The sequence below is a fragment of the Brucepastera parasyntrophica genome, assembly GCF_022376835.1.
Lineage (GTDB): Bacteria > Spirochaetota > Spirochaetia > Treponematales > Treponemataceae > Brucepastera > Brucepastera parasyntrophica.
This window is the reverse complement of record NZ_CP084606.1, coordinates 1637501-1661495: the sequence shown is the minus strand read 5'-3', so window position 1 is coordinate 1661495 and position 23995 is coordinate 1637501. Positions and strand designations below refer to the sequence as shown.

The 23995-nt window shown below is 51.1% G+C and carries 28 protein-coding genes and 1 pseudogene; 17 read left to right on the top strand and 12 right to left on the bottom strand.

Annotated features, from left to right (window positions below; translation table 11 throughout):
• Positions 1-194: 194 nt before the first annotated feature.
• The 3 genes from K7I13_RS07900 to K7I13_RS07890 are packed head-to-tail and all read left to right on the top strand — an operon-like array spanning position 195 to position 1778.
• The gene (locus K7I13_RS07900; RefSeq protein ID WP_255944730.1) at positions 195-923 is read left to right on the top strand and encodes a metallophosphoesterase family protein; all 729 of its coding nucleotides are present in this window, start codon (positions 195-197) and stop codon (positions 921-923) included.
• Positions 916-1404, top strand: coding sequence for a YmdB family metallophosphoesterase (locus tag K7I13_RS07895; RefSeq protein ID WP_255944729.1), 489 nt, complete (start codon positions 916-918; stop codon positions 1402-1404). The genes K7I13_RS07900 and K7I13_RS07895 overlap by 8 nt, the downstream gene beginning before the upstream one ends.
• The gene (locus K7I13_RS07890; protein ID WP_255944728.1) at positions 1401-1778 is read left to right on the top strand and encodes a YmdB family metallophosphoesterase; all 378 of its coding nucleotides are present in this window, start codon (positions 1401-1403) and stop codon (positions 1776-1778) included. The genes K7I13_RS07895 and K7I13_RS07890 overlap by 4 nt, the downstream gene beginning before the upstream one ends.
• 109 nt (positions 1779-1887) lie before the next feature.
• Here the strand turns inward: K7I13_RS07890 and K7I13_RS07885 are convergent, their stop codons facing one another.
• The 4 genes from K7I13_RS07885 to K7I13_RS07870 form a co-directional block, all read right to left on the bottom strand.
• Positions 1888-2973 carry an alpha/beta hydrolase gene (locus K7I13_RS07885; RefSeq protein WP_255944727.1) on the bottom strand — a complete coding sequence of 362 codons (1086 nt, stop codon included), beginning with the start codon at positions 2971-2973 and terminating at the stop codon, positions 1888-1890.
• Between the two features lie 52 nt (positions 2974-3025).
• Entirely contained in the window at positions 3026-3673 is a 648-nt protein-coding gene (locus K7I13_RS07880) for a flavodoxin (RefSeq protein WP_255944726.1), read from the bottom strand.
• Between the two features lie 63 nt (positions 3674-3736).
• On the bottom strand, positions 3737-3874 hold the full coding sequence (locus tag K7I13_RS07875) for a hypothetical protein (RefSeq protein ID WP_255944725.1): 138 nt from the start codon (positions 3872-3874) through the stop codon (positions 3737-3739).
• A 37-nt stretch (positions 3875-3911) separates the two neighbouring features.
• Positions 3912-4067, bottom strand: coding sequence for a cyclophilin-like fold protein (locus tag K7I13_RS07870; RefSeq protein ID WP_439647422.1), 156 nt, complete (start codon positions 4065-4067; stop codon positions 3912-3914).
• A gap of 632 nt (positions 4068-4699) precedes the next feature.
• Here K7I13_RS07870 and K7I13_RS07865 point away from each other — a divergent pair.
• Positions 4700-5374, top strand: a complete 675-nt coding sequence (locus K7I13_RS07865) for a response regulator transcription factor (RefSeq protein WP_255944724.1) — start codon at positions 4700-4702, stop codon at positions 5372-5374.
• Positions 5352-6824 (top strand): sensor histidine kinase, encoded by a 1473-nt coding sequence (locus K7I13_RS07860; RefSeq protein WP_255944723.1) that lies wholly within the window; start codon positions 5352-5354, stop codon positions 6822-6824. Before K7I13_RS07865 ends, K7I13_RS07860 begins: the two co-directional genes overlap by 23 nt.
• Positions 6825-6871: 47 nt before the next feature.
• On the opposite strand, the gene vapC is transcribed toward K7I13_RS07860, so the two are convergent.
• The 4 genes from vapC to K7I13_RS07840 all read right to left on the bottom strand — a co-directional run bounded on the left by vapC (position 6872) and on the right by K7I13_RS07840 (position 10307).
• Positions 6872-7219, bottom strand: coding sequence for a type II toxin-antitoxin system VapC family toxin (gene vapC / locus K7I13_RS07855; RefSeq protein ID WP_439647421.1), 348 nt, complete (start codon positions 7217-7219; stop codon positions 6872-6874).
• 50 nt (positions 7220-7269) lie between these two features.
• Positions 7270-7473, bottom strand: coding sequence for a type II toxin-antitoxin system VapB family antitoxin (locus tag K7I13_RS07850; protein ID WP_255944721.1), 204 nt, complete (start codon positions 7471-7473; stop codon positions 7270-7272).
• Between the two features lie 116 nt (positions 7474-7589).
• Positions 7590-9188: a (R)-mandelonitrile lyase gene (locus K7I13_RS07845; protein ID WP_255944720.1), complete on the bottom strand. Its 1599-nt coding sequence runs from the start codon at positions 9186-9188 to the stop codon at positions 7590-7592.
• Positions 9189-9266: 78 nt separating this feature from the next.
• Positions 9267-10307: an alpha/beta hydrolase gene (locus K7I13_RS07840; protein ID WP_255944719.1), complete on the bottom strand. Its 1041-nt coding sequence runs from the start codon at positions 10305-10307 to the stop codon at positions 9267-9269.
• Positions 10308-10601: 294 nt separating this feature from the next.
• On the opposite strand from K7I13_RS07840, the gene K7I13_RS07835 reads away from it, so the two are divergent.
• Both K7I13_RS07835 and K7I13_RS07830 read left to right on the top strand, forming a co-directional pair.
• Positions 10602-10745 carry a hypothetical protein gene (locus K7I13_RS07835; RefSeq protein WP_255944718.1) on the top strand — a complete coding sequence of 48 codons (144 nt, stop codon included), beginning with the start codon at positions 10602-10604 and terminating at the stop codon, positions 10743-10745.
• Between the two features lie 292 nt (positions 10746-11037).
• Positions 11038-11904, top strand: a complete 867-nt coding sequence (locus K7I13_RS07830; RefSeq protein WP_255944717.1) for a hypothetical protein — start codon at positions 11038-11040, stop codon at positions 11902-11904.
• 206 nt (positions 11905-12110) lie between these two features.
• On the opposite strand, the gene K7I13_RS07825 is transcribed toward K7I13_RS07830, so the two are convergent.
• On the bottom strand, positions 12111-12899 hold the full coding sequence (locus tag K7I13_RS07825; RefSeq protein ID WP_255944716.1) for a GerMN domain-containing protein: 789 nt from the start codon (positions 12897-12899) through the stop codon (positions 12111-12113).
• Positions 12900-13003: 104 nt separating this feature from the next.
• Between K7I13_RS07825 and ptsP the strand changes: the two genes are divergently transcribed.
• The 5 genes and pseudogenes from ptsP to K7I13_RS07800 all read left to right on the top strand — a co-directional run bounded on the left by ptsP (position 13004) and on the right by K7I13_RS07800 (position 17934).
• The gene (gene ptsP / locus K7I13_RS07820) at positions 13004-14755 is read left to right on the top strand and encodes a phosphoenolpyruvate--protein phosphotransferase (RefSeq protein ID WP_255944715.1); all 1752 of its coding nucleotides are present in this window, start codon (positions 13004-13006) and stop codon (positions 14753-14755) included.
• A pseudogene (der, locus tag K7I13_RS07815) lies at positions 14748-16167 on the top strand (ribosome biogenesis GTPase Der). Before ptsP ends, der begins: the two are co-directional and overlap by 8 nt.
• 132 nt (positions 16168-16299) lie before the next feature.
• Positions 16300-16647 carry a MerR family transcriptional regulator gene (locus K7I13_RS07810; protein ID WP_255944714.1) on the top strand — a complete coding sequence of 116 codons (348 nt, stop codon included), beginning with the start codon at positions 16300-16302 and terminating at the stop codon, positions 16645-16647.
• Between the two features lie 70 nt (positions 16648-16717).
• Entirely contained in the window at positions 16718-17716 is a 999-nt protein-coding gene (locus tag K7I13_RS07805) for a small ribosomal subunit Rsm22 family protein (RefSeq protein WP_255944713.1), read from the top strand.
• A 20-nt stretch (positions 17717-17736) separates the two neighbouring features.
• The gene (locus tag K7I13_RS07800; protein WP_255944712.1) at positions 17737-17934 is read left to right on the top strand and encodes a hypothetical protein; all 198 of its coding nucleotides are present in this window, start codon (positions 17737-17739) and stop codon (positions 17932-17934) included.
• A 43-nt stretch (positions 17935-17977) separates the two neighbouring features.
• On the opposite strand, the gene K7I13_RS07795 is transcribed toward K7I13_RS07800, so the two are convergent.
• Entirely contained in the window at positions 17978-18739 is a 762-nt protein-coding gene (locus K7I13_RS07795) for an RluA family pseudouridine synthase (protein WP_255944711.1), read from the bottom strand.
• 198 nt (positions 18740-18937) lie between these two features.
• Here K7I13_RS07795 and K7I13_RS07790 point away from each other — a divergent pair, with 198 nt between their 5' ends.
• A complete protein-coding gene (locus K7I13_RS07790; protein ID WP_255944710.1) occupies positions 18938-19744 on the top strand; it encodes a histidinol-phosphatase in 807 nt (268 codons plus the stop codon).
• Positions 19745-19788: 44 nt separating this feature from the next.
• On the opposite strand, the gene K7I13_RS07785 is transcribed toward K7I13_RS07790, so the two are convergent.
• The gene (locus K7I13_RS07785; protein WP_255944709.1) at positions 19789-20196 is read right to left on the bottom strand and encodes an acyl-CoA thioesterase; all 408 of its coding nucleotides are present in this window, start codon (positions 20194-20196) and stop codon (positions 19789-19791) included.
• Positions 20197-20261: 65 nt separating this feature from the next.
• On the opposite strand from K7I13_RS07785, the gene mutT reads away from it, so the two are divergent.
• Positions 20262-20666, top strand: coding sequence for an 8-oxo-dGTP diphosphatase MutT (mutT, locus tag K7I13_RS07780; protein WP_255944708.1), 405 nt, complete (start codon positions 20262-20264; stop codon positions 20664-20666).
• A gap of 71 nt (positions 20667-20737) precedes the next feature.
• On the opposite strand, the gene K7I13_RS07775 is transcribed toward mutT, so the two are convergent.
• A complete protein-coding gene (locus K7I13_RS07775) occupies positions 20738-21340 on the bottom strand; it encodes a hypothetical protein (protein WP_255944707.1) in 603 nt (200 codons plus the stop codon).
• Between the two features lie 216 nt (positions 21341-21556).
• On the opposite strand from K7I13_RS07775, the gene K7I13_RS07770 reads away from it, so the two are divergent.
• The 3 genes from K7I13_RS07770 (at position 21557) to K7I13_RS07760 (ending at position 23834) form a co-directional block, all read left to right on the top strand.
• Positions 21557-21751 carry a hypothetical protein gene (locus tag K7I13_RS07770; protein ID WP_255944706.1) on the top strand — a complete coding sequence of 65 codons (195 nt, stop codon included), beginning with the start codon at positions 21557-21559 and terminating at the stop codon, positions 21749-21751.
• Positions 21752-21830: 79 nt separating this feature from the next.
• A complete protein-coding gene (locus K7I13_RS07765) occupies positions 21831-22073 on the top strand; it encodes a hypothetical protein (protein ID WP_255944705.1) in 243 nt (80 codons plus the stop codon).
• A gap of 186 nt (positions 22074-22259) precedes the next feature.
• Positions 22260-23834, top strand: a complete 1575-nt coding sequence (locus K7I13_RS07760; protein WP_255944704.1) for a hypothetical protein — start codon at positions 22260-22262, stop codon at positions 23832-23834.
• Positions 23835-23995: the final 161 nt, after the last annotated feature.

Here is a 23995-nt window from a genome sequence, read left to right as displayed (position 1 = left end):
TTCCGCCGGTATCAGCTCAGATAATGTATCCGGCTTACGGTACCTTGGTTTCCGGGCAATGCCCGGAAACAGGACCTTAAAATATACGCAGTTTCCCGGTAGTATTTTCTATTTTGCTGAAACTTTCCGAAAATACTGCCGTAAATAAAAAAGATGTTTCCAATCATCAAAATTTACGTTATACTGGGACAATAATGAAATTCATTCTGGCATCGGACATTCACGCAAATCTCCCCGCCCTCGAAGCTTTTTTTCATTACCTAGAAAAGGAAAATTTATCCTCTCTGCCTGTATACTTTCTCGGTGATTATGTTAATCTGGGCCCGTACCCCGAGGAAACGGTGGAGTTACTGCGGAAGTTCGACGGAAAAATATATTTATGCGGTAATCATGACCGGTATATGAACAGTGAATACGCGCTCGAGCATAACCCCTATTTCAGCAGTACTGACGGAGTCCGTCACAGCCACTGGACCCGCACACAGCTGTCTCCTGAAAGTTTAAAATGGCTTGAAGCTCTGCCCGCCCGACACCAGTTTGACGCCGGAGGCTGGCATATTGATATGGTCCACGGCAGGCATAACTCTGATGAGGAAACGCTTCGCGCGGCTGATCTTGAAACAGATAAAAACATTATATACATCTGCGGGCATACCCATTTTACGCGTAACGAAACAGCCGGAAAGGCCCGCATACTGAACCCCGGCAGTCTAGGCAAACCCCTGGACAGCGACAGCAGGGCTTCTTTCGGAATTGTGACGATAGAGGAAAATTCCCCGGAAAACCCGGGTCCTGTTACCTTTGATATAATCCGTATTCCCTATGATATAGACCGTACGGTGGCTGCCCTCGAACAGAGAAATGTTCCGTGGCGGAATGGAATGATGACCAGTCTCCGCACTGCCGTATATACCGATGACTAATGATCTGACACGCGTTTTTTTCATTGGAGACGTAGTTGGCCCCGCGGGGCTGCGCTGTATTGCTTCCCTGCTGCCCGGGTTCCTTAAAGAGGAGCGCGTTCATTTTTGTATTATAAACGGCGAAAACGCTACCGGAGGGACCGGAATATCGGCTTCCGATACCCAAAAACTTTTTGCGGCGGGCGCTGATGTTATTACCGGCGGGAACCATTCATTTGAAAAACGGGAATTCTGGAACGTCTTCACCGATTTCCCCAGAGTTTTGCGTCCCGCGAATTTTCCCGAATACACGCTGTCCGCCGGCCAAGATGAAGCCGCGGTTTTTGCTCCCGGACAGGGAGCGGGTATTTTTGAAAAAGACGGCATAAGATATGCGGTCCTCAATGTGCAGGGGAGGGAAAACATGACCCCTCTCGATTGTCCTTTCCGGTGTGCTGACCGGCAAATAAACAGCTGGCTGGAGGACACGGAGCCCCCTTGATTTTTGTCGATTTTCACGCGGAAGCTCCCGGTGAAAAAGAAGCCTTTGGGCTGTATTTTGACGGGCGGGCCTCGGCCGTTATCGGTACCCATACCCATGTACAGACAGCGGATGAACGGATACTCCCGGGCGGGACTGCCTATATGACTGACGCCGGCATGACCGGCCCCATCCACTCAGTTATCGGTGTGGACCCGGAGGGCGCTGTCAAAAGAGGAATCACCCAGGTTCTGTATAAAATGGATTTGCCTGAAACCGCGGCGGCCATACACGGTCTTATTATGGATATTGACCGTAGAACCCGCCGCGCAGCGTCTGTCCGGCGGATCAGAATTGAGGAACCCCGCCCGGAGTTACGGAATTCAAAAAAATAAAACTGTCAACTGGAAATGACTCTTTCACCCAAAAAAGAAGAAAAAGCTTTCTTCTTTTTTAGGTAAAATTATGGAAAAATAGTTCACATTGGCAAAAACTATAAACTTATCAATACAGTTTCTTTTCGGACAAGAAGTTTGTAAGAAGATCCGCGATCTCCAGGCTGTTCAGGTCGGAAAAGGGGAAATGGGTGTTGCCGCGGATTCCGATTTCCGGGAGGTGCACCAGCACCGCATCGCCGCCGTGCCGGTTAACGGCCTCCACCCAGAGCCGCGCCATATCCAGGCGGATACGCCAGTTTTCCTGGCCGGGAATATCCGTCACTTCGGAGGGGATATTGTCGCCGTAATAAATGACGATGGGAAACCGGGTCAGTTTCAGGAATTCATCCAGGGGTATCTCCTCTGCTGAGAGGGTTCCGGCGATGCTGGGCATGGGGGCCGGGACTTCTCCCGGGGGGAACACATAGCCGCTTCCTGGTTCATAGGAGGCCACCGCCCGGACATTGGTGTTCTGCATTGCAATCAGCCATCCCGGACCGCCTCCCTGAGAATGGGTTACCAGAATGCCCGGACCGGTCCGGGCAAACAGTGCAGATACGGCATCGGCGATTACCCCGGCGTTGTAGGCACCGGTGTTGGGGGTCATCTGCCGGAAATACTGGTTCAGGCTTTCTTCATCCCGGGGAAACTGGACACCGGGGTAGAAGTCGGGCCACACCCTCAGGCGGAACTGGCCGAAGAGGAGCTGCTCATCCGGGGTGGGGTTCACCGTCCCCTCCACCATGGTCCGGCCCGCCTGTCCGCGCCGAGGCTGGTCAACCAGATAGACGCTGAATCCCCGGCGGAGAAAGATATTAGCAAACCCTTCCCGTCCGTCCGGGGTGGTTTCCCAAACCCGGGCGGATGACCCCGCACCATGAAGAAAAACCAACGGAAGCTGTTTGGAGTTTTCAGGGATTTGGTAGGATACGGAAGCGTGGTCGCCGCGGTAGGTCTGGCCCGCCGGCGCGAGGGGACTCCGGGGATCAAAGGGTCCCGGTGCGGTAATCATGGTTCCGCCTACAGCGAAACTCCCCTGTTCCGCGATACGCAGGGAAGTTCCGCCGGATTCGCCTTCCGGAGCGGAAGCACAGGAAGCCAAGGCAAGGCCAAGTACGGCAATTGCCATAATGTGTTTTAGCAGTGTTTTCATAGTAACTCCTTATAAAATTGATATATTTCAGCGATACCGCGCAGGGCACCGGTTAATGTTGTACAAATCCCAGACTTTCCAGCCGACGGGTTACATCCCGTTCCGCCCTGCCCGCGGAATTCCGGGACACCGTAAAGCCGTTGCGGGTTACGCTGGCGTTGGGCTGGAGCCGGACAATGGTATTGATGGTGCTGGAAAACTGGCTGCCTCCGTGGGTGGAAAAGGGTATGAGGGTTTTCCCGGAAAAATCGGTCTGCTCAAGAAATGAGTACAGGGGCATGGGCAGGTCCGCGTACCAGACAGGAAAGCCCAGAAAGATGGTGTCGTACTGGTCCAGGTTTTCAACTGACGCGGCCAGGGCGGGCCGGGTATTGGCGGTACGTTCTTGCCGGGCGAAATCCAGAAGGGGCTGATGGGCGCCCGGATAGGTCTGGACGGTTCTGATAACGAACATATCGCCCCCGGTGTGCCGCTGGATAAGCTGGGCCACGTACTGGGTGTTGCCCAGAACCTGGCCGTTTACCGCCAGCCGGCTTGCCCCGGCCACGGTATCCACCCCATCGGTTTCGGGCATGGTAAAATAGGCCACCAGAATCCGGGACCCGCCTCCACCGGCAGAGGTTTGGGCGTTTGCGGATTCATTCAAGCAGGCGGCCATCAGGATGGCGCCTATGATTACCATTGTACAGATTTTCTTCATTATGTTTCTCCTTACTATTTTTCAGATAACTGCCCGGAATACCGGGCGTGGTTATCGAACAAGTCAATTCACCGATTCAATGGTGACCCGCACAGGTCCCGGATAGGAGGCACGGGCGGCAATACCATCCCGGTCAAGCCGGGCCAGTACCGCATCCCCGGCCCTGATGCTCCGTCCGTCGTGGGAATGGAAAATCCCCATGATGGGACCGGGATGCCAGTAGACGATATCCCCGATTTCATAGACCGGCTTTAATCCCGGTCATATTATCCCGGCTGAGGGCAGGCATGGGTCCGTACTTTTCCCGGGAGCTGTAGGCGGTCATAGCCAGCGTCAGGGGAAGCAGGGAGAGGAACTCCCGGGATGCCGGACTTTCAATAAGTTCGGCCCTCATTGAAGCGCCGTTTACCGTGATGGTAAGGTGCGGTTCCGCCGGAGCTCCGTTGGTATTGCCCGCCGGTACGGCATCGCCAGCGGTCTGGCCGGAGGCGGTGTCCGGTACAGCCGAAGCCGCAGGAACCCAACAGGACAGACCGCAGCAGCATAAAACAGAAAGATTTGTATTTCACACTATCTCCTTTGTTCAAAAGCGGTTTAATACCCCGCGGATTGCCACAGGGAAGTTCATGGAAAATCCCGGAACCGGCGGGCCGCGGCTCTCCGCTTCCCCGTTATGATAAAAGCTAACAGGCATTTATGATAATTCTGTGATAAGAGAGGGAAAGATTTGTGTAAAAACCGGGGCTGCCCCTCAATCTAACCGGCTTTAGGCACACACCTTCATCCGGCGTGTTCCGGGAGAACCGGGTTTTGCGGTTCCGTCGCGGGCCATTGGGGAGTCCCCTTTGTGAGGGAATTGTGAAAAAAGCGGCAATCTTCTGTGAGGATTAGGGGTAAAACCTTGCCCGATGGAAGGAGATATCCTACTATAGGATAGAGTTTTTTGGAAACCTCAGTTTCCGAAAACTCCACTTATGGCCTGTTTGACAGCCCGCCGGGTTATCAAGCAGGTCCAAGGAGCATTGGATGAAAAAACTGTTGGTAGTGGATGATGATAACCATTTGCGGGCGCTGGTAAAAACCTACGCCGAGCTGGACGGGTTCCACTGCCGGGAGGCGGAAAACGGCGCCCAGGCGCTGGAGGCGGCGGAGCAGTCCTCCTTTGATATTATCGTGCTGGATGTGATGATGCCCGGCAAGGACGGCTTTGAGACCCTGGCGGAACTGCGCCGCTTCACCGGGACGCCGGTGATAATGCTTACCGCCAAAAAAGAAGAATACGATAAACTCATGGGATTCAACCTCGGGGCGGACGACTACCTGGCAAAGCCCTTCAGCCCCAAGGAACTCATGGCCCGGATTAAGGCGGTCCTTAAGCGGGCCGGGTCTGTGCCCGGGGGTTCTTTGAAATTCGGGGAGCTTGAGATACAGGAAGGTTCCCACACGGTCCTGCTGGACGGGGCGGCGGTTTCCCTGACGCCCAAGGAATTCGACCTGCTGCTGTTCTTCGCCAAGAACAAGGACGTGCTGCTTACCAGGGATGTGCTGCTTAAGAATGTCTGGGGATACAACTATTTTGACGATATGCGTACCGTGGATACCCACGTTAAGTCCCTGCGCAAACAGCTCGGGGAATACCGGAATTATATAGCCACCGTATGGGGAGTGGGGTACAAATTTGAGTACAAGAAAGAAAGCTGAAAAGAAGGCCAATCTGTGGGCCTATCTTAAAAGCAAACTGATGCTGCGCCTGTGGGCGGGCAATATGCTTCTGGCGGCTATAGCGATTCTCTTTTTATGGGTGGTACAGATTCTCCTGTTTGAACCCAACTACGTGAACACCACCAGGGAGGAACTGTTTACCCGGGTGCAGACCAACGCGGTGGAGCTGGAGTACGTCGAGCAGATTGATCCCTACAATTCCAACAATCCCCTCCACTTCCTGAGCAAGATGGTCATCGGTACGGTGTTCCTGGTGGACCGGAACGGTGAAATCCTCTTTGCCTACAACGGCGGCAGGATGAACAATCCCGTGGGCATGGAAGGGCCCTACGCCTGGCTGATTAACCACTACGCCGATGTTATCGCCGGCAATACCTATACCGATGTGGTGCAGCTCTCCAGCTCCCGGGCCATAACGGCAGGGGTGCCGGCCATCTACCAGGACGAGCCCGTGGCTATCCTTCTGTACCACTCCATGACCCAGATTTACGCCATGCAGCGCCTCAACCGGCAGCAGCTCCTAACCCTCAGTATTATCCTCACCCTGGTGGCTTCGTTAATTTCCTTTATCCTGGCCCGGCATTTCTCACGGCCGATTCAGAATATCAAGGGTACGGTTAAACGGCTTACCCAGGGCGACCTCACCGCGGTGCCCCAGGTGCGGCGCAGCGACGAGCTGGGGGAGCTTTCCGATTCCGTGGAAGAACTGGGACAGGAACTCCAGCGGGTGGACGTGCTGCGCAAGGAGGTTATCTCCAACATCTCCCATGAACTGCGGGCGCCCCTGGCGCTGATAACCGGGTACAGTGAAATGGTCCGGGACGTTACCGGGCCGGACGAGGCGCAGCGGAACAGGAACATGGATATTATCATTTCCGAGGCGAACCGCCTGAGCGAGATGGTAGACGATATCATGGATTACTCCCAGATGCAGGCGGGTTATTCGGAACTCAAGCTGGAACTGTGCAACCTCTTTGATCTGGTTGAATCCGCGGTGGGCTACGGCCGGGAAGCCGCCCGGCAGTACCATATCGGGATGCTTCTGGAAAGCTACTCCCGGAACATTCCCATGCGCCTGGACGCCTTAAAAATAAGCCAGGTCCTGCGCAACCTGCTCAACAACGCCATCAACCATACGGAGAACGGCAGGACTATTGAAGTGGGAATCACGAAAAACGAGACCGCGGTCTGCGTGGCGGTGACCAATCCGGGAGAGGAGATTCCCCCGGAACAGCTGGATGAAATCTGGGAACGCTACCGCCGGGTCCAGCATCAGGGAGGCCACCGGGAAGGCACCGGCATAGGACTTGCGATTGTCTCCACCATCCTTACGGCCCACAACATGGACTACGGCGTGGAATCCGGGAACGGGGTGAACTGTTTCTGGTTCAGCGCCGCCAATGAGCGGATAGAAGATGACGGGAAATAAATGCCGGGGTTAAGACCCGGGCGGCCCAGGAATGCAGTCAGCCACGATTATTTATATAACCGCAAATCCTTAATCACTTTAGCTATATGGATAAAATCATTGTCATCGTGGAGTAGGTACAAATTATTTTCTATTGCCGTCCGCGCAATTATCAAATCAACACTGCTCCGGACGGTGACGCCGGCTTTTCTGCATTTATAATACATATAAGCGGCCTCTTCATAGGAATGGTTTCCATCGCGGACATCGTAAAACAGCACCGTCCGCAAGTACTCTTTTAATGTATCAAATTCTTTTTCCGTTCTTGAACCCTGGAGTACTTCCTGATAGATAACATTGTTTATCCCAAAGGGAATGTTGTTTTCGATGATGTTATCAAATTTTTTATACGGCAAACCCGGGGCTCCTTTAAAATAGCCAATCAATACGGAGGTGTCCACAAGGATCATTTCTTTTCCCTCATGGATTTATAATCGTAATCATCACGGAATTGGATTTTTCCCCGTAAATCCTTCAGGTTTTTCCGTTTTCTGTTATTTACATATTCCTGCAAAGCTGTCTCGACCAGCTCTTTTTTCGTTGTGATATTCTCAGAATATTTAAACGCCTCTTCCACAAGCTCATCATTTAATACAATATTTGTTCGCATAAAATTCCTCTATACACATTATAATACACATTTATTGAGCAATCAAGCGGTTCTTTTGGAATTCATCATAAAAAAGGACTGTCCATGGATCATCCGGAACAGTCCTTTTTTCATACTCAGTTCCGCGCGGCCAGTACCTGCTCCAGGACTTCCGCGGCGGCCCGTCCCTGCCTGCGGTCCACATCCCGGCGGATAATTGATACCAGTTCCCGGAGCTGGGTCTCGGTGACGCCGGTATTCATGGCAAGTCCCATGTGGCCGCGGAGCTGTCCCTGGGTTCCTTCCAGTGACGAGAGGGCGCTTACGGTGATCAGCTCCCTGGTCCGGTAATCCAGAATACTCCGGGCAAAGATATCCGCAAAGAGGTGCTCCTTAAGAAAGGTATTAATGGCGGGGGCAAACTCCGCGTAGGTTCCGGCTGTGGGAAAAGGCCTGCCCGAAAGGCCGTCCCGGACATACCGCCCGAAGGCTTCCTTATCCGCGCCGGCCGGAAGCGGCACAGCCTCAGGGCCCACTTCATCGGCAATGCCCCGGCTTCTCCGGTCTTCCATAACACCCATAAAGGTGATAAGCCCATTGAGGCTCCGGGGAAATCCGGTATAGGCATACAGATGAATGAGCTCTTCTTTTATCTCGTTTACCGTAAGTCCCGCGTCAAGTCCGGCGTTCAGGGCTGCGGAGAGTTTATCCAGTTCACCCCGTGCGGTGTACGCCGAAATAGCCACCGCCGCCCGCTGCCTGCCGCTCAGGCCCTGTTTATAATCCGCTGCTCCATATACGGCGGCCTGGTATTCCGCGCCGCTTACCTTCTCCCGCCATACCACTGCGGGAAGGTCCGGCAGGGCTTCACCCAGCACCGCGTGGGTCATGGCCCCATCGGGGGAAGCGCCGTGCCAGTGGAGGACTCCCGCGGGACAGCGGATTACCTCCCCTGTCCTGGCCTCATGGACCTGCCCGCCTTGCTCCTGGGTCCAGCAGATACCTGATAGTACAACCAGGGTCTGTCCCGAGCCGTGGCTGTGCCACGCGGTCCGGGCGCCCGGATCAAAGGAGACGAAAGCTCCGTACATTGCGGCCGGTGAAGTTGGGGAAAAGATATTTTCAACCATGGCTCTGCCGGTAAAGTTGCCGGGAGCTCCTTGAGTTTGCGCGCCGGAACCGGGGCGGGTTATTATCTGCCGGGCCCGACTTCCGGAAGGTCCGGCGGGGCTCATATATTCGGCGCCGCTTACTTTTTCGTGCCACCGGACACCCAGGCCGGGCAGTCTTTCACCGAATGCCGCGTGGGTCATGGCTCCGTCAGGGGAAGCGCCGTGCCAGTGGGGCACTCCGGGAGGGCAGCGGACCACGTCTCCGGGACGGGCTTCCTGCTTAACCCCGCCCCGCTCCTGGGTCCAGCAGACGCCGGAGGTTACTATCAGGGTCTGCCCCGTGTCATGGGTATGCCAGGAGGTGCGGGCTCCGGGCTGGAATGTAACATAGGCGCCATACACAGCCGAAGGTGCCTCCGGCGGGAAGAGGTTTTCCACAAAAACAGTTCCGGTAAAATTCTCTTCCGCGCCTACAGTGATAGGCTGCAGACCCTGCCGGGCAATAATCTGGCGTTCTGTAAAACCGGAATGTGCCGCCTCCTGTTTTTCAGAACCACCGCCTGCATAAAGAAACGCGGCGGAAAATGTGCAGCAAAGCAGCGCCGCGCAGGTAATTATTCTCATTGGTAAACTCCTTGGGGTTTCATAATTTTTAATGCCCACTTCCGGAAGCCGGTCCCGGGACTGGGCATTTGTTGTGTTTTATCTCAGATACTGTTTAAAGAAAGAGTCCATCTTGGGAATAGAAACAGCCATATACTGGGGAACGTCATACAGGTCCACATGGGAAGCCCCGGGCACCACAAAAAGTTCCTTTGGTTCCGCAGCCTTGCTGTAAGCATCCTCACTGAAATATGCTGACACTGCCCGCTCTCCCACAATAAAAAGAAGCGGTCTGGGAGAGATAGTTTCAATCTGTACAAACGGAAAGAAGTTCATCATTGGCGCAAGGCTGGTAAAAGAATAGCCGGTGGGTGATAAGTTCGGGTGATAGCCTCTGGGTGTGCGGTAATAATCGAAAAACTCCCGGGTATTCTCTGTGTCGCCGGGAGAGAGTTTTTCAGGAATAGCTACAATGTCCCGCCTGGGTTCGCCCCTGAATTCCCTGGTACGCTGTTCGCCTATCTCATCCAGAGTTTTCATGCGCTGATCATAGGTAATCACATCGCCCAGTCCCTGCCTGCGTGCCCGGCCCATGTCGTACATGCTGACCGTGGCCGCGGCTTTAATGCGGTGGTCAATTGCCGCCGCGCTGACCGAATAGCCGCCCCCGCCGCAGATACCGATAACCCCGATGCGGCCGGGGTCCACCAGGGGATGGTTGCTCAGGAAATCCACCGCGGCGCTGAAATCCTCCACCCTGATTTCCGGGACTTCAATGTGCCGAGGTTCGCCGCCGCTGTCACCATAAAAAGACGCGTCGAACGCCAAGGTGATATAACCCAGTTCAGCCATTTTCTGAGCGTGAAGGCCGGAGGTCTGTTCCTTGACGCCGCCGAAGGGATGGCCCACGGCAATGGCCGGGTGCCGCGCGGACCGGACAATTTGCTTGGGGATATACAGGTCCCCGGCCACATCAATGTTAATTCTGTTCTTGAAGGTGACCCGTTCGACGGTCACGATACCGCTGGGCGGGAATGTCGCTGATGACATGGGTTTCTCCTCTGCTCTTCCTGAGCCGAATACTGCTGCGGATACCACGGCAAGAAAAGCCGTAGCTGTGGCAATCATTCGTAAATTCATACTCTGCTCCTGATTCATTAGATTTCCGGATTAGCGGCGGTCCTTGCTTTCCTCCGCTTATCCATTTGTGTACAGGATAAATATCCCATAGAGTCATGAGGGAATTGTGATAAAAACAGCAGACTTTTGTGAGGATCATTTTTATAGTGTGCATGGAGTCATAGCTTTTTTGATTTTTATGTAATAGCCAGCCGGCAAGACAACAGAAGTCATCGGAGTAATTGTATCCGTTGTACATAAGATGCCGCCGGTCAAATACATCCGAATTAAACCTGTCGCTTGCCGGACAGAAACATGCTGGTAGTGAAATTGAAATGGGAGCGTAGCGCAGGCGCCGGAATTATCCGCAAGCTGCATCTTGAGCCGGTTTGTACGGATGGAGCAAAGGTCCGCCAGATAGAGTCTCCTGCGGATCAGGTCAATATTTGCGGTATTTGAGGTGATAACGGAGTCAAAAGGATCACAGCTTTTCAGTGCGTCCGCGGTATGTTTTCATCCAAGGGGATCAGGTTCGGCGGGGAAAAGAAAATGTGTTGTAAGGTCCTTGGATGCATCAATATATTGGCGCCCTTGTAGTCCGCAAGGGCGATAAACAGGGGTGAAACACTCCCTTTTAGCTTATAGGGTGAAATTATCTCTTTTGCCCGGCATCAAAAAAATAAAACTTGACAAAGCCCAATTATATGCAACTATATTAAGAAGATGTTGTACCTGTTAAGGAGTTTATTGTATGTCATCAGGAAAAGAAATTTTTAAGGCATTGAATAAGCAGCTTAAATTTGCCCCTGAGGGAATGAATAAAAAAGCGACTTATAGAGTATTGATTCCGGGACAGGTATGGCTTTATTTCGGTCTTGCCGATAAAAGCGGTGGGCCGTATCTTGGGTTCTGGGTAAAAGAAATACCGAAAGACCTTGAAAAAACCCTGGTAAAAACCCTGGCCGCCTGTACGGATGGTATTGCCTCCTCCGATGTTGTTGTTGATATGTCATGGATATATGTCAGTGTGGAAGAAGGCTCGGTCTCCGCCGATGCGATCCTCCAGGTAATGAAAGAACTGGAAAGCAGTATGGAGGCGAATCCGGATTATGCCGAAGAGGTCAGTCCTGCGGCGGGCGGTAAATCCGTATTCTCCAGGATTTTCTTCTGGTTTAAGACCGTTGTTATTCTGGCGGTTCTGGTCTTTCTTTTTGCGGCTTTTTTCCCCGAGTTTACTATCAGGAACATAGAGCTGGAAGAGATGCTTCAGGATCCTGAAATCAGCCAGATGTATGAAGAAATACTTGAAGCTCACCGGGCAAAATATGGCGCGGGCAGGCTGCTTTCAGACGAAGCGAGTGAAGGTATTTACAACCTTAGATGGCTGACATATGAAAAGAAACATCCTGTAATGGGGACTATTGTAAATTATCCGCCCATTAACCGCTTTATACGGACCATAAATGAAGGCTTCCGGTTCGTCGTTCTGATTGTCAGTGTCTTTATCGGAATAAGCCTTGTATTTAGCAGCGGCCTGGGGGACGCCTGGGCAAAACAGCGCAAGGTAGTGGGAAAACAGTATCATTCCAATGGAAGAGTAGACGATATTCATGAGTAGAAAGGCAGAAATTCAGGATGAAATAGTAAGCCGGGTTTTGTATTAATCCCGGCTGTAAAAATTCTTTCACGCCGCAGATAGTACAGGTAACTCCGGTTCATATTATCCGGATAAATAAAAGGACAACTTCTTAAAGAACCGGCGGAAACAGAAATATTTACCGCCGTCCTTCAGGATGTTTTGCTCCGGAATGTTATATCTCCCGTCTAAAATTTGTCCCTGGTAAGCGGCGTCCCGATCCAGACCCCTTCTGCTCCGAGGTATTCCCGCTGCTGGCCTTCAATCAGAAACTGAACGGAATTAACCGTCGGGAACGCAGTGGCCGTATATACAATCTGGGCAAGCTGCCCGAGATACCCTTCAATGCCGAACTGGTTAAACTGAAACTCCTCGCTCACATTCAGCCTTGCTACACCGTCCCTGACCGAGGCGGAGAGGAGTCTTGTTCCCTGCGGAATGAGGGAGCGCAGTCCCCTTTTTGCTTCGGCGGCGTTGGTCCCCTGAAAGAGGACCCGGAGGGTTTCGGTCAGAGGTGAATCCGTTTGAGGAATTTCCCGCGTAACTTCATGGCGGACAACTCTGCCGTCAGCATCTATTGAGACAAAAAACAGCGTTGTTTTCCGGGTCGCCTGCGGAACTTCCTGCGGCGGCTTTACCTGCGGCTGAACGGGGGCGGCAGTTTGCGGCTGTTCCGCCGGAGCTTGTGTGTTTGTTCCCTGCGAGGCCGGCTGTTCCGGCTGCGAAACCACCGTAATATCGCCGGATGGTGCCGGCTGTTCCGGCGCCGCTCCGCTGCCGTCGCCTCCGGCGGGCACAAGAGTTATATCATCATTAGTCTGTATCGGAGGGATCCGGGGACCGGTATCCGTCGCTTCCGTGTGTTTTTTGCCGAAGAGCATGTCCCCGGCTCCTGTTTTTTCAAGCACAGTGCTGATATTTTTTCTGTTAAGTAAAAAAAGAACGAGAACAAGCAGAATAAACGCTATCCAGAACAAACAGCCCAGAGGTGCCGATTTTTTTTCTTTTTCTCTGCCATGCGGTTATGATACGATTATTTCGGGCTGTATGCAAGGCTGTTTTTTTTCTTTATAATATTACTGTGAGAAAATTAGAAGGCCTGTCGGCATCTCCCGGTATTGCTGTGGCTCCGGTTTTTTGTTTCCGGGAAGAAAAAACAGCCGCAATTCCCAAATACCGCATAGATTCCGCAGATATAGAGACACAGTGGAAACGGTTTCAGACCGCGCTTGAACAATCGCGTGAGGAAATTCTGCTTCTCAAGGATGACAGGAATAAATTCCAGTCCGAGATTCTGGAAGCGCACCTGATGATGCTATCCGATCCCGAATTTATACCCCAGATTCACGCTGATCTGAAATCGAAAAAACTGAATGTTGAAAACATTCTTAAAAACAAGATAGACGAAACTACCGCCGTCCTCAGGGCAAGCGGCGATACCTATCTTGCCGAGCGGGCCGTTGATATTGAAGATGCTTTCGGGCGGGTAATGAATCACCTCCTGCAGGATGGTACGGCAAAAACAGCTGTGGATTCGATAGACCGCTTTGTTCCTCCGGGAACAATTCTGGCGGCAAAAAACCTTAAGCCCTCGGAAGCCCTTGCCCTGAAAGACGCTGAAATAGCAGGTATCCTGCTTGAAGAAGGCGGCGCCACAAGCCACGTAGCAATCCTGGCGCGGACATGGCGTATCCCCGCCGTTATGGGCCTGCGGGGAATACTGGGCCTTTTATCGGATGGAATGGAAATTGTTCTTGACGCCGATGACGGTCTTGTAATAATTGACCCGCCTGCCGACGTTCTGTCTTTTTACCGGTCCCGCAGCGATGCAAAAAGAAAAAAGGATACGGGAGAGAAAACAGGGTCCGGGCCGAAACGGAAAAAACTGCCTGCCGTAACAACGGACGGGGCCGCTATTTCTCTTCGCGCCAATATTGCGCTTGCCGATGAAGTCCGGGACGCAAAGGAAAAAGGAGCGGAAGGAGTCGGCCTTTTCAGATCGGAATATCTTTTTCTCGGTTCGGACGTCCTTCCCGATGAAGAAACCCAGTTCGCGGTATATCGTGAGGTAGTGAAAAATCTTGACGGATACCCTGCGGTAATAAGGACCCTTGATGCGGGCGCCGACAAGATGCTGCACGAACAGGCTGTTCTTGAAGAAAAAAATCCCCTGCTCGGATGGCGGGCTATCCGCTACAGCATTGATCACCGCGACATGTTTTCCGCGCAGCTGAGGGCTCTCCTGAGGGCAAGCAATTATGGTGATCTCCGCATTATGTTCCCCATGATTTCAAACATGGAAGAGCTGGATATTGTGCTGGAAATATTTGAAGACGTAAAAGCCTCCTGTGTAAAAAACAGAATCCCTTTTAATAAAAACGTAAAAACCGGTATTATGATTGAAGTCCCGTCAGCCGCGACCTGCGCTGACCTTTTCGCGAAAAAAGTCGACTTCATGTCCATAGGAACAAATGATCTGATACAGTATACCATGGCAGTTGACCGTGAAAATCCCAAAGTCGCCTATCTCTACGATTATTATAACCCGGCCGTTCTGCGGCTGATAAAGAGGACAATCACCGCGGGGAAACGTTCCGGGGTCGAAGTGTCAATGTGCGGGGAAATGGCCGGAGACCCCGGCGCGGTTTTTCTGCTGATAGGAATGGGCCTCCGTACCTTCAGCATGGCCCCTGTTTTTATCAGCGCCGTAAGGGATCTGATCCGCAAGGTTTCCGTGGAGGAAGCCGCCGAGCTGGCCGAAGCCGCCATGGAAATGTCGGCGGCGCGTGAAATTAAAAAACTGATACAGGGAAAAATAAAAAGCTATGAATGACAATAACATCCCGCCGGAAAGATCTGAAAGCGCCTCCAGCCGGGTATTTGATGAAACCGCGGTATACCATAACCTTCCTCTGATAGTAATTGTCGGAAGGCCGAATGTCGGCAAATCCACCCTTTTTAACCGGTTCCTTCATACCCGGCGCGCGATAACCGATCCGACCCCGGGGTAACCCGGGACCCCATAGAAGCTGAGGCTTTTATAAACGGAAAGCCGGTCCGGATTATGGATACCGGCGGTTTTAAACTTGACCGGGAAGCCGGAACTGACGGCGCGGTAATGGATGAGCTTGTTGTTGAAAAAACCCTTGCTTCCCTGAAAAAAGCCGATGAGATTCTGCTCCTTCTTGAGGCCGGGTCCCCTACAGCCGAGGATGAGGAATTCATTGAATTGCTTCGTCCCTATAATAAAAAGCTGGTTGTTGCGGTAAATAAAACAGAGGGCGGCAGAAAGGAATCTGACGCGTGGAATTTTTTTCGCTACGGTTTTAAGGAAGTATATTTTATCAGCGCCGAACACGGCGACAATATTCTTGAACTTGAAGAAGCCCTCACCGCGCCTCTTGATTTTTCCGGTGTTCTGGAAGGTGAAGAAGAAAAACGGATACGGATTGCCATTGTCGGAAAACCGAATACCGGCAAGTCGACCCTGGCCAACCGGTTAACCGGGACCGACGCTTCAATCGTTTCCGACATCGCGGGAACAACAAGAGACGTTGTCGAAGGTGAATTTACATACAGGGGACAGAAATTCCAGGTGCTCGATACGGCCGGAATCCGGCGCAAGAGCAGGGTAAAGGAAAACATAGAATACTATTCCGTTAACAGGGCCATAAAAACCCTTAAAGGCGCGGACATTGTTTTTCATATGATAGATGCCCGGGAAGGTCTGGCTGATCAGGACAAAAAGATTATTGCGCACGCGACGCAGGAAGGGCTGGGTGTTATTTTTATCCTCAATAAATGGGACCTGATGAATCAGGAAAAGAAAACCTTCCGGGAAACTGTTAAAAACATGAGAATTATGTTCGGGCATATGGAATTTGCCCCGGTCCTCGCGCTTTCGGCCCTTCAGGGGGAAGGAATAAAGGACCTGCTGAATACCGCCATTGAATTGTATGGAGAACTTTCAAAAAAATTGAAACTTCAGCGCTTAACATTGCCCTTAATGACTGGATACAGGCGTCTCCGCCCCCGCAGGGACGTACCAATAAATTCAAACTCAGGTATATAGTCCAGACCCAGACAAACCCGGTGAAGTTTCTGGTTTTTGCTACCCGCCCGGACGCCGTTACGGAATCCTATATCGCGTACATCAGAAACCGCATACGGAAGGATTTAGGCTTCACACATATACCTGTCGTTGTCGAGGTAAAGGGGAGCCGGAAAAAATGGGAAGCCCGGTAAATCACTTATTACAGGACTTATTATAATACTTATAATAAGTCCTGTAATAAGTATCGTGTTTCCGGTTGTTCGTATTTCTGATACAAAAAATCAGCTGATTCTTTGTATCAGAAACGTCACTTAAAGGAGTATATGGCAGAATTTTCCATAGGGCAGGTTGAAAAAATCACCGGCGTAAAAGCCCACGTTCTCCGCTACTGGGAGGAAGTCATACCTCTTATCCGTCCCCGCAAGGACGGGCAGGGGAGGCGGTTTTATTCCCGCCGAACAGTTGAACTTATTTCACGCATACAGTTTCTCGTGCAGAAAAAAAAATACACAATTGAAGGGGCCGGAGAGCAGCTTCTCACGGAGCTTACCGATTCCCGCGCCCTGCAGATACGCGAAGGCATAGACGCCATCAGATCGGAACTTCTCGACATGTACGCTATTGCGCACAAATGGAATACGGAAAATGAACCGGAACCCGAAATACAGTAATTCCCGTCCGGGGGAAAAATCCGGAAAAACAGACCGGCCTATAAAAAGAAAAGCGGAACAGGGGCGGAGTATGGTCCGCCTGGGCTTCATCCGCCCTGAAGAAGGCCCCGCCGTTTTTCCGCCGCTGACCTCCGGCTCCGGAAATCTGCTCGAACAGTTTCCGTCAATAGTCCAGGAAGTTATGCCTCTGGACAGTAAAAAACGCCGGCAGCTGAACGATGATATACGGCAGCTGTCCCGCAGCCTGACGGATGAACGGAATACAAGACGGGTCGGGTATATGAATGACCCTTCCGTTCTTTCAGCCTATATCCGTTATTATATGTGGTGGAACCTTGTCAGGCTTGTCCGCCTTTTTACATCCCTGCCTCTTGAACTTGAAGACGGAGACTTTGCCCTTGATCTCGGTTCGGGTCCGCTTACCTTGCCGGTTGCCCTCTGGATAGCCCGCCCCGATTTACGGGACAAAAAGATTTCATGGTACTGTGTTGATGTTTCCCAGAACGCGCTTTCCGCCGGCGAGGAAATTTTCCTGCATTTCGCCGCCAGGACCGGAAATACTCCCTGGCATATTACACGGGTAAAAGGTGAGGCGGGCGTGCCCCTGCACAGAAAAGTCAGGTTCGCCGCGAGCGCGAATATGTTTAATGAATTATTCTGGAATAACCCGCGCTCTCTTGAACGGCAGATACAATTGTACGCCGGAATAATCGAAAACTATGTTCAGCCTCAGGCTTCCGTTTTGCTGGTAGAGCCGGGAATTCCCGCCGCCGGCAGGTTTATTTCCCTGATGCGTGAGGCCCTCGGCCGGCTGGATTTTCTCCCGGTATTTCCCTGTCCCCATACTGAACTCTGTCCGCTTGCCGGCAAAAACAGCAGAAAATGGTGTCATTTTGTTTTTGATACGGCCTCCGCTCCGGCTCAGCTGCACAAACTTTCCGGGGATTCCGGCCTCTCAAAAGACCGGGCCGCGTTGACTTTTCTCTATGCGGCGCGGGACCCCGATGACCGTCCGGAAAAAAGAAAGCGCCGCATACGGGAGAAAGCCGGGACGCCGGAAAGGTTTTAAATATACGGATTTTTTCGGATATGATTCAGCTCCCCGATTTTCATTCGGGAAGATACGGCTGCTCGGAAATAGGGCTGGTTCTTGTTTCGGGAAAATATCAGGCGGCGGATTACCTTAAGAGTTGCGAGTCAGGCTCTCTTATTTCCGTCCCGTTTTCCGGGAAAAACCTGATGAGGGATAAAAAATCCGGAGCAATTATAATCGACCTCCGGTCTTAACCCCCGGATATAATGAGCAGCCCGGAGTTATTGTACGGGCAGACTATTCTTCACCGAGGGGGTCTGTTCTGTACAGTTTCGCGAGCTGTTTTCTGGTACTGTTCAAATCACGGGGGTAGGGTGCGGTAAATTCCACCGGTTCTCCCGTCGCTGGATGGGCGAACCGCATTTTCCAGGCGTGAAGGCCAAGCCGGTTAAGCAGGGGCCTTTCGGAAAGTTCATCACCATGCCAGGAACGTTTTATATTCGACAGATATAACGGAGCCGGATTTCCGTAAAGCGGATCACATACAATAGGCAGCCCTGAAATTGTCAAATGGACACGGATCTGGTGTGTGCGGCCTGTTATTGGCCTTGCTTCAATCCAGCTGTATTGTCCGCAGGGTCCGATAAACCGCAGTCCTGTCTTTGCGTCTTTTCCCCGGCGGGTATCCTTTATTGTCCGGTGTTTCTGGTCACCGTCCGCCCGCAGTGGTATGTTTATTTCTGTTTCTTCCCACACCGGCCGGCCGTATACCAGCGCGTGGTAGGTTTTTTCTATTTCACGTTTTTCAAACGCCATACTGAGCGCGCGGTGCGCTTCGTCCGTCCGGGCATACATAACAAGCCCGGAGGTATCCTTATCGATCCGGTGGACCGCATACAGGCGTTCCCCGTCTCCGCAGAGCTGCCGGGAAGCCAGAATATCAAGCCTCGGCGCGTCCGGATCCCAGCGGTCTGACGCGACAAGCAGACCTGAGCTTTTATTTAAAACAGCGATATGTTCATCCTGGTATAGCAGGGTAAAAAGTTCGGACGATTTCATGACCAGTACTATACCAGAAACGGGAAGCCTTCACAACGGGAGACGAAACGCCGCTGATTGTACAATTTTCCGCAGTTCAGTATATTTATAGTCAAATAATTTAAATTATTTGACTACTTCCGATTGTAAGTGTTTTTGATACAAAGAATCAGCTGATTTTTTGTATCAAAAACGTAACTTATAGGAGTATAAAATACAATGAATATAAGTAACCTCCATACCCATACATCGCTCTGCAAACATGCCCTTGGAGATCCCGCAGATTATGTCCGCCAGGCCAATGTTGACGGCTGTTCGGCGCTCGGCTTTTCCGACCATTGTCCGCTTCCGGACAATACCTGGCCGGGAAGCCGGATGTACCGGGAGGAACTGCCGAAATACCGTGAACTGGTTAATGCCGCTAAAAAGGAGGCAGACTTTCCCGTTTTTTTCGGATTTGAATGCGACTGGTATCCTTCCTATACAAACTGGATACGGGACCGCCTTCGGTATGAGGAAAAGGCAGACTATCTCATATACGGATCACACTGGGTAAACGAGAACGGCGAATTTCTTTTTTGCGGGGAAATATCCGGGGTACGGTTTTTACGCAAGTACGCCGACTTAACTGTAGGCGGTATACAGAGCGGGCTGTTTGACTTTATCGCCCATCCCGATATTTTTATGATGGCCTACACGAATATTGATGAAAACATCAGATCGGCCTGGCAGGATATTATTGAAGCGGCGATAGGCATGAATATGCCGCTTGAGATAAACGGGAATGGTTTGAACAGGCAGAAAATATATTCGGATACCGGCATGAGAGCTCCGTATCCTGTCCGCGAATTCTGGGAAATGGCGGCGGCTTCGGGCGCAAGAATTATCTGCAGCTCCGACGCCCATTCCCCCTCGGCTGTAATCAGTTATGCCAGAGACGCGGTCCGCTTTGCGGAGGAACTGGGGATAACTCCCGAAGATCCTGTCTCGGCCATTGGATTAACCGCGGACAAAACCGGAACCTGACCGGAAAAATTTCCCGTCGCGGATTTTATTCGCGGCGAGGTGTTTTATTTTGCCGGTTCGGGCCTCAGCCCTTCAACAAAAAATTCATCCGGAATTTTTGACGGCCTTCCGTTACTGTCCACGCAGCCCCATGATACATCGGCTTCGGCACAGACTTCGTTCCGCTGGTTTGTAATTACCTGGTGAAAGGTGCCTGAAACCCGGCCCAGTTTTACCGGCTCTACCTGAATGGAAAGCTCATCTCCAAGGCGGGCTGAAAACTTGTAGCGTATATCAATATGAGTAACATACAGAAAGTATCCCGCGGCGATAAGTCCTTCATAGTCAAATCCTATGGCCCGCAGATATGCCATACGGCCGTATTCAAGATAATTCAGGTATACGGCATTGTTTACGTGATTATATGCATCGAGTTCATAGGTCCGTACCGTTGTTTTTGCAGTATGTTTCATGCCCCAAAGCATAGCACAGTAACAGTTTTTTTGACAATGCGCCTCTGGCGGCTTATACTTTCAGTATGATAGATGTTGCTGCCGCTGTTATTGAAAACCGTGAAGGGCGTATTCTGATCGCCCGCAGAAAGCCTGAAATCTCGCTCGGCGGATACTGGGAATTTCCCGGCGGAAAAATAGAAGCCGGGGAAACCGCTCCCGAATGTATTGTCCGTGAATTGCGTGAGGAAATGGATGCTCATGTGGAGGCCGGGGATATTATTACGGAAGTAGTGCATGATTACGGAACAAAAATTGTCCATCTGATTGCTGTCCGGGCCGTACTGATCGACGGGCATATCAGTCTCCGCGACCATGACGAAATCCGCTGGGTTACGACAAGGGAAATGGCCGACTATTTATTCGCCCCGGCGGATGAGGAAATTGTTTCCGTCCTGGTTCATTTGCATCACGGGAAAAAACAGCATTAACGGATTTTTGCGATTAAACTCTTTTATGAGGCCGGTTTCAAAATGTCAGATTTTGAAACCGGCTCATGAGATCAGGGGCTGTATACGTACAGCGTTTTCCTGTCCTGGTCTCTTATGCCTTTTAAAAGGTTCATTTCCTGTACAGGGACTTTTTTCTCTATGGCAGGGAGGCCTTTTTTATCCATCAGGGTTTTATTGATTATCAGCTCGTCTTTTTTTGCCAGAGTCTGCAGTCTGCACGCAAGGTTTATTCCGTATCCTACATAATCCCGGTATTTCAGATCGGATGCTTCCGCGGAAATTTCATATTTGAAAATCTTTTCCAGAACAAGCGCGCCCGCAAGTCCGAGTTTGGGAAAGGACTGAAACAGATACTCGTTCAGGAATTCCGTAAAAGTGGAAAAAACTTCCAGCGCTTCGCGTAAATGCTCATCGCTGGCTTCATCCCAGATAACGATCGCGCCGTCTCCGACAAGTTTATAATATGAACAGTTATAGCCGAACTGGTTTACGCAGGAAAGAAAATTGGAGGTAAACTGCTTTATCAGGGTAAAAACAGCCGTTTCATCATTTTCACACAGAAAATCACTGAAATTCCGCACATCAATACAGAGGCTGAGAGAATCATCTTTTGTTTCGCCTACGTATATATTATCAAATATATCGACAGGCATTTTTTTAACGCCGCCAGAGTGGATGAATCCAGGACAACAGAAGGACACGGCTTTATCGGCAAATCCTCATCTGTAATAGTCATTCGTAGATAATACCATAGCTACAGGGAAAATATAAGTAGTTTGAGTAAAAATTATGTAACAAAGCAAATTTTTTATGTTTTAAAGACTGGTTTGTGATATAGTTTGCTGAAAGAACCGGAAATGGAGGCCATTTTGAAAAAAGAACATTTCAGTATTATCGCGATTATTCTTTTGGTATGTATGACTGTACTGTCCTGCGGCTCAACGCCTGCCGCGGTAGAGACCGTTCCCGAACCCGAGCCGGCTCCCGTTGTTGTGCAGGAACCCGCGCCGGTTGTGGAAACACCTCCGCCGCCCCCTCCTCCCCGGCTCCGCCCGCGGAAGTGAAAAAACAGCTGGTTATGGAAGGTTCCGTGAATCACAAGGTAATATACCATGAAACCCTTTCGGAACTTGCGGCCCGTGTATGGGGAAGGAGTATGCGTACTGGTTCCCGGTTATTATGACAGCCTCGGAAGGCGTGGTTATTAATCCGGAACGGATTATCCCCGGCATGAACCTGGTTATTCCCGACCTTCAGAAAAACATCAATGATGAAGGGGCCCGCGCTGTCATGAAAGAAAGCTTCCTCACTGTAGCGGAAGACTACCGGCGTATAGGCAAGGGCGGCGTCGCTGAAAAGCTGGTTAAAATAGCCGATACCCTGTAAATCCTCTTATTTTTCATCCAACTTCCCGCGGAAATAATTTTTGCTTATATATTCCGCGGGGAATCCCCTCTGAAAGGCCTTTTTATCCTATTTTCTTTCAATATATATATTTATGTACTATAATTTGAGAATGACAGAGGGTTTTCTGTTCTTAGTATTTTAAGTCCATTTTAATAAGGAGTACTTATGAAAAAGCTGAATCACTTTGCCGCGGCGTGTATGGCCCTGGCTCTGATCATGTTTTTTTCGGGTTGTCCGAATGCGGCAGACGGACCCGATCCGGAAACGCCAAAAACGCTGTCAATTACCGGAAAGTTTTCCAGCGGCGGCAATACGTCGTATTTTACCGCCGGCACTGAATCAGGGGCAAGGCATATTTACGGAAGGGCCTCGGGCGATGATACCGCAATTCCCCTGACCGGCGTCCTGGATGACGGAGATATAACGTTCCGCCTTAAAGGGTTTTATAACTCCCAGGCGGAATATTACACCCTTTCTGCGGCAAGCAGCATTATTAAATATTCGATAAGCGGAGATACCGGCGGAAACGCGACCGTTTCCATAGCTACCAGGACCGGTTCCGACCAGCCCTTCGGCAGTCCCGTTTTCGCAGTGGTAGATACTACAATTACGGGCGCCGAGGCCTCCCAGAACATGACCTCCACAGGAGAGGCGGCCCTCGTTTCCGGACTTGACAAGTCGGAATGGCAGGGCGTGTGGGATGAACGGTATCCTGATACGGGCTGGAAAATCCAGTATATCGTGGATGAATGGGGCATAAAAACCATGGCAAAGCATTCTGTTGAAACGGAAGGCGAATGGGCCGAGGACTCGTTTTTCGGGTTTGCGGATATAGGCGGCCAGCAGCCGGACGGCAGCTATAATGTGGTGGCCGATTTTGTTACTTTTGCATGGAGTGAGCCGGCACAGCCCACCGAAGAAGGCTTTATCGCGGCCTGGGAAGCGGACGGAGGAAAAATTCTTTCCAATAATATTTTTATAATCCCCTATGTAAATGACGGAAGCCCGGTGATCATGGGAACCTATTTTGATTATGAGGGCGAAATGTATTATAACGGCATTTTTTCATCTCCGTATCATGTGAATATTATATATGATCCCTCTGACAGTTCAGGTCTGGGAAGTTCTCCTGCGTCTCCCCTTGTCCTTACCGTCGAGGACCTTTCCGTTGCCTATGGTTTGCCCGGAAGGCTGGTCTTTTCCGGCGTTTATGCGGGTTTTGAAGAAGCTCTTCAGGCGGCTGAAAGTCCCGCCGGTATCAACGCCGCTGATTACATCACTGAATATATGTGTGATGACGGGTTTAAGGCGGGGCTTGACATGTATAACTGGGAAAAGGTGAATCCCCTGCCGGCAACCGGAGAGGAAGAAATCGCCCAGTGGTATGATTCCCGTGATATAGAGTTCAGGAAAGCTCTCATAGCCAATATCCCGGGCCTTTCTTCCTATCAGGAAGAAGATATTTTGTTCAAAGGAACACTGGAATATTCCGCCAAAATGTCGGAATGGTGGGAAGCCCAGGTGAATTCCGCGGTTACCGTAACAACCAACTATATCGCGGTTAAAGTCTCTTCTTCCTCAAACGGATTAACTATTAAAGTTTACGCCGACGCCGGGGCAACCTGGGACGACTATGAAGACGGCACCTCGAGGGTTTTCAAAGCAGACTTTACGGACGCCAAAAATTTAATAACGGGCGGAATTCTTATTTCCGATCCCATCGCCGATATGAAGAGGTAAACCTGTAAATTTCCCTTCCTCCATCATGCGGAGGAAGGGCGGTTACCCTGGTTGAACCTTATGGCACCCATAAAATTAAAAAAACTATTTAAATCCGGCTTTTTCCACAAAACATCAATAACAATACAAAAAACCATCATTCTGTGGTATAGTCTTATTAT

What these genes read in the sequence shown, in the direction of transcription:
- K7I13_RS07795 (WP_255944711.1), bottom strand. Translation starts at nt 18,739, where the DNA reads ATGAAATCGTCCGAACTTTTTACCCTGCTATACCAGGATGAACATATC.
- K7I13_RS07840 (WP_255944719.1), bottom strand. Translation starts at nt 10,307, where the DNA reads ATGAATTTACGAATGATTGCCACAGCTACGGCTTTTCTTGCCGTGGTA.
- K7I13_RS07830 (WP_255944717.1), top strand. Translation starts at nt 11,038, where the DNA reads ATGTCATCAGGAAAAGAAATTTTTAAGGCATTGAATAAGCAGCTTAAA.
- K7I13_RS07760 (WP_255944704.1), top strand. Translation starts at nt 22,260, where the DNA reads ATGAAAAAGCTGAATCACTTTGCCGCGGCGTGTATGGCCCTGGCTCTG.
- K7I13_RS07865 (WP_255944724.1), top strand. Translation starts at nt 4,700, where the DNA reads ATGAAAAAACTGTTGGTAGTGGATGATGATAACCATTTGCGGGCGCTG.
- K7I13_RS07805 (WP_255944713.1), top strand. Translation starts at nt 16,718, where the DNA reads ATGGTCCGCCTGGGCTTCATCCGCCCTGAAGAAGGCCCCGCCGTTTTT.
- K7I13_RS07810 (WP_255944714.1), top strand. Translation starts at nt 16,300, where the DNA reads ATGGCAGAATTTTCCATAGGGCAGGTTGAAAAAATCACCGGCGTAAAA.
- K7I13_RS07800 (WP_255944712.1), top strand. Translation starts at nt 17,737, where the DNA reads ATGATTCAGCTCCCCGATTTTCATTCGGGAAGATACGGCTGCTCGGAA.
- mutT (WP_255944708.1), top strand. Translation starts at nt 20,262, where the DNA reads ATGATAGATGTTGCTGCCGCTGTTATTGAAAACCGTGAAGGGCGTATT.
- K7I13_RS07790 (WP_255944710.1), top strand. Translation starts at nt 18,938, where the DNA reads ATGAATATAAGTAACCTCCATACCCATACATCGCTCTGCAAACATGCC.
- K7I13_RS07835 (WP_255944718.1), top strand. Translation starts at nt 10,602, where the DNA reads ATGCTGGTAGTGAAATTGAAATGGGAGCGTAGCGCAGGCGCCGGAATT.
- K7I13_RS07775 (WP_255944707.1), bottom strand. Translation starts at nt 21,340, where the DNA reads ATGCCTGTCGATATATTTGATAATATATACGTAGGCGAAACAAAAGAT.
- K7I13_RS07765 (WP_255944705.1), top strand. Translation starts at nt 21,831, where the DNA reads ATGGGGAAGGAGTATGCGTACTGGTTCCCGGTTATTATGACAGCCTCG.
- K7I13_RS07870 (WP_439647422.1), bottom strand. Translation starts at nt 4,067, where the DNA reads ATGAGGGCCGAACTTATTGAAAGTCCGGCATCCCGGGAGTTCCTCTCC.
- K7I13_RS07900 (WP_255944730.1), top strand. Translation starts at nt 195, where the DNA reads ATGAAATTCATTCTGGCATCGGACATTCACGCAAATCTCCCCGCCCTC.
- K7I13_RS07845 (WP_255944720.1), bottom strand. Translation starts at nt 9,188, where the DNA reads ATGAGAATAATTACCTGCGCGGCGCTGCTTTGCTGCACATTTTCCGCC.
- K7I13_RS07785 (WP_255944709.1), bottom strand. Translation starts at nt 20,196, where the DNA reads ATGAAACATACTGCAAAAACAACGGTACGGACCTATGAACTCGATGCA.
- K7I13_RS07895 (WP_255944729.1), top strand. Translation starts at nt 916, where the DNA reads ATGACTAATGATCTGACACGCGTTTTTTTCATTGGAGACGTAGTTGGC.
- K7I13_RS07850 (WP_255944721.1), bottom strand. Translation starts at nt 7,473, where the DNA reads ATGCGAACAAATATTGTATTAAATGATGAGCTTGTGGAAGAGGCGTTT.
- K7I13_RS07880 (WP_255944726.1), bottom strand. Translation starts at nt 3,673, where the DNA reads ATGAAGAAAATCTGTACAATGGTAATCATAGGCGCCATCCTGATGGCC.
- K7I13_RS07875 (WP_255944725.1), bottom strand. Translation starts at nt 3,874, where the DNA reads ATGGGGATTTTCCATTCCCACGACGGACGGAGCATCAGGGCCGGGGAT.
- K7I13_RS07885 (WP_255944727.1), bottom strand. Translation starts at nt 2,973, where the DNA reads ATGAAAACACTGCTAAAACACATTATGGCAATTGCCGTACTTGGCCTT.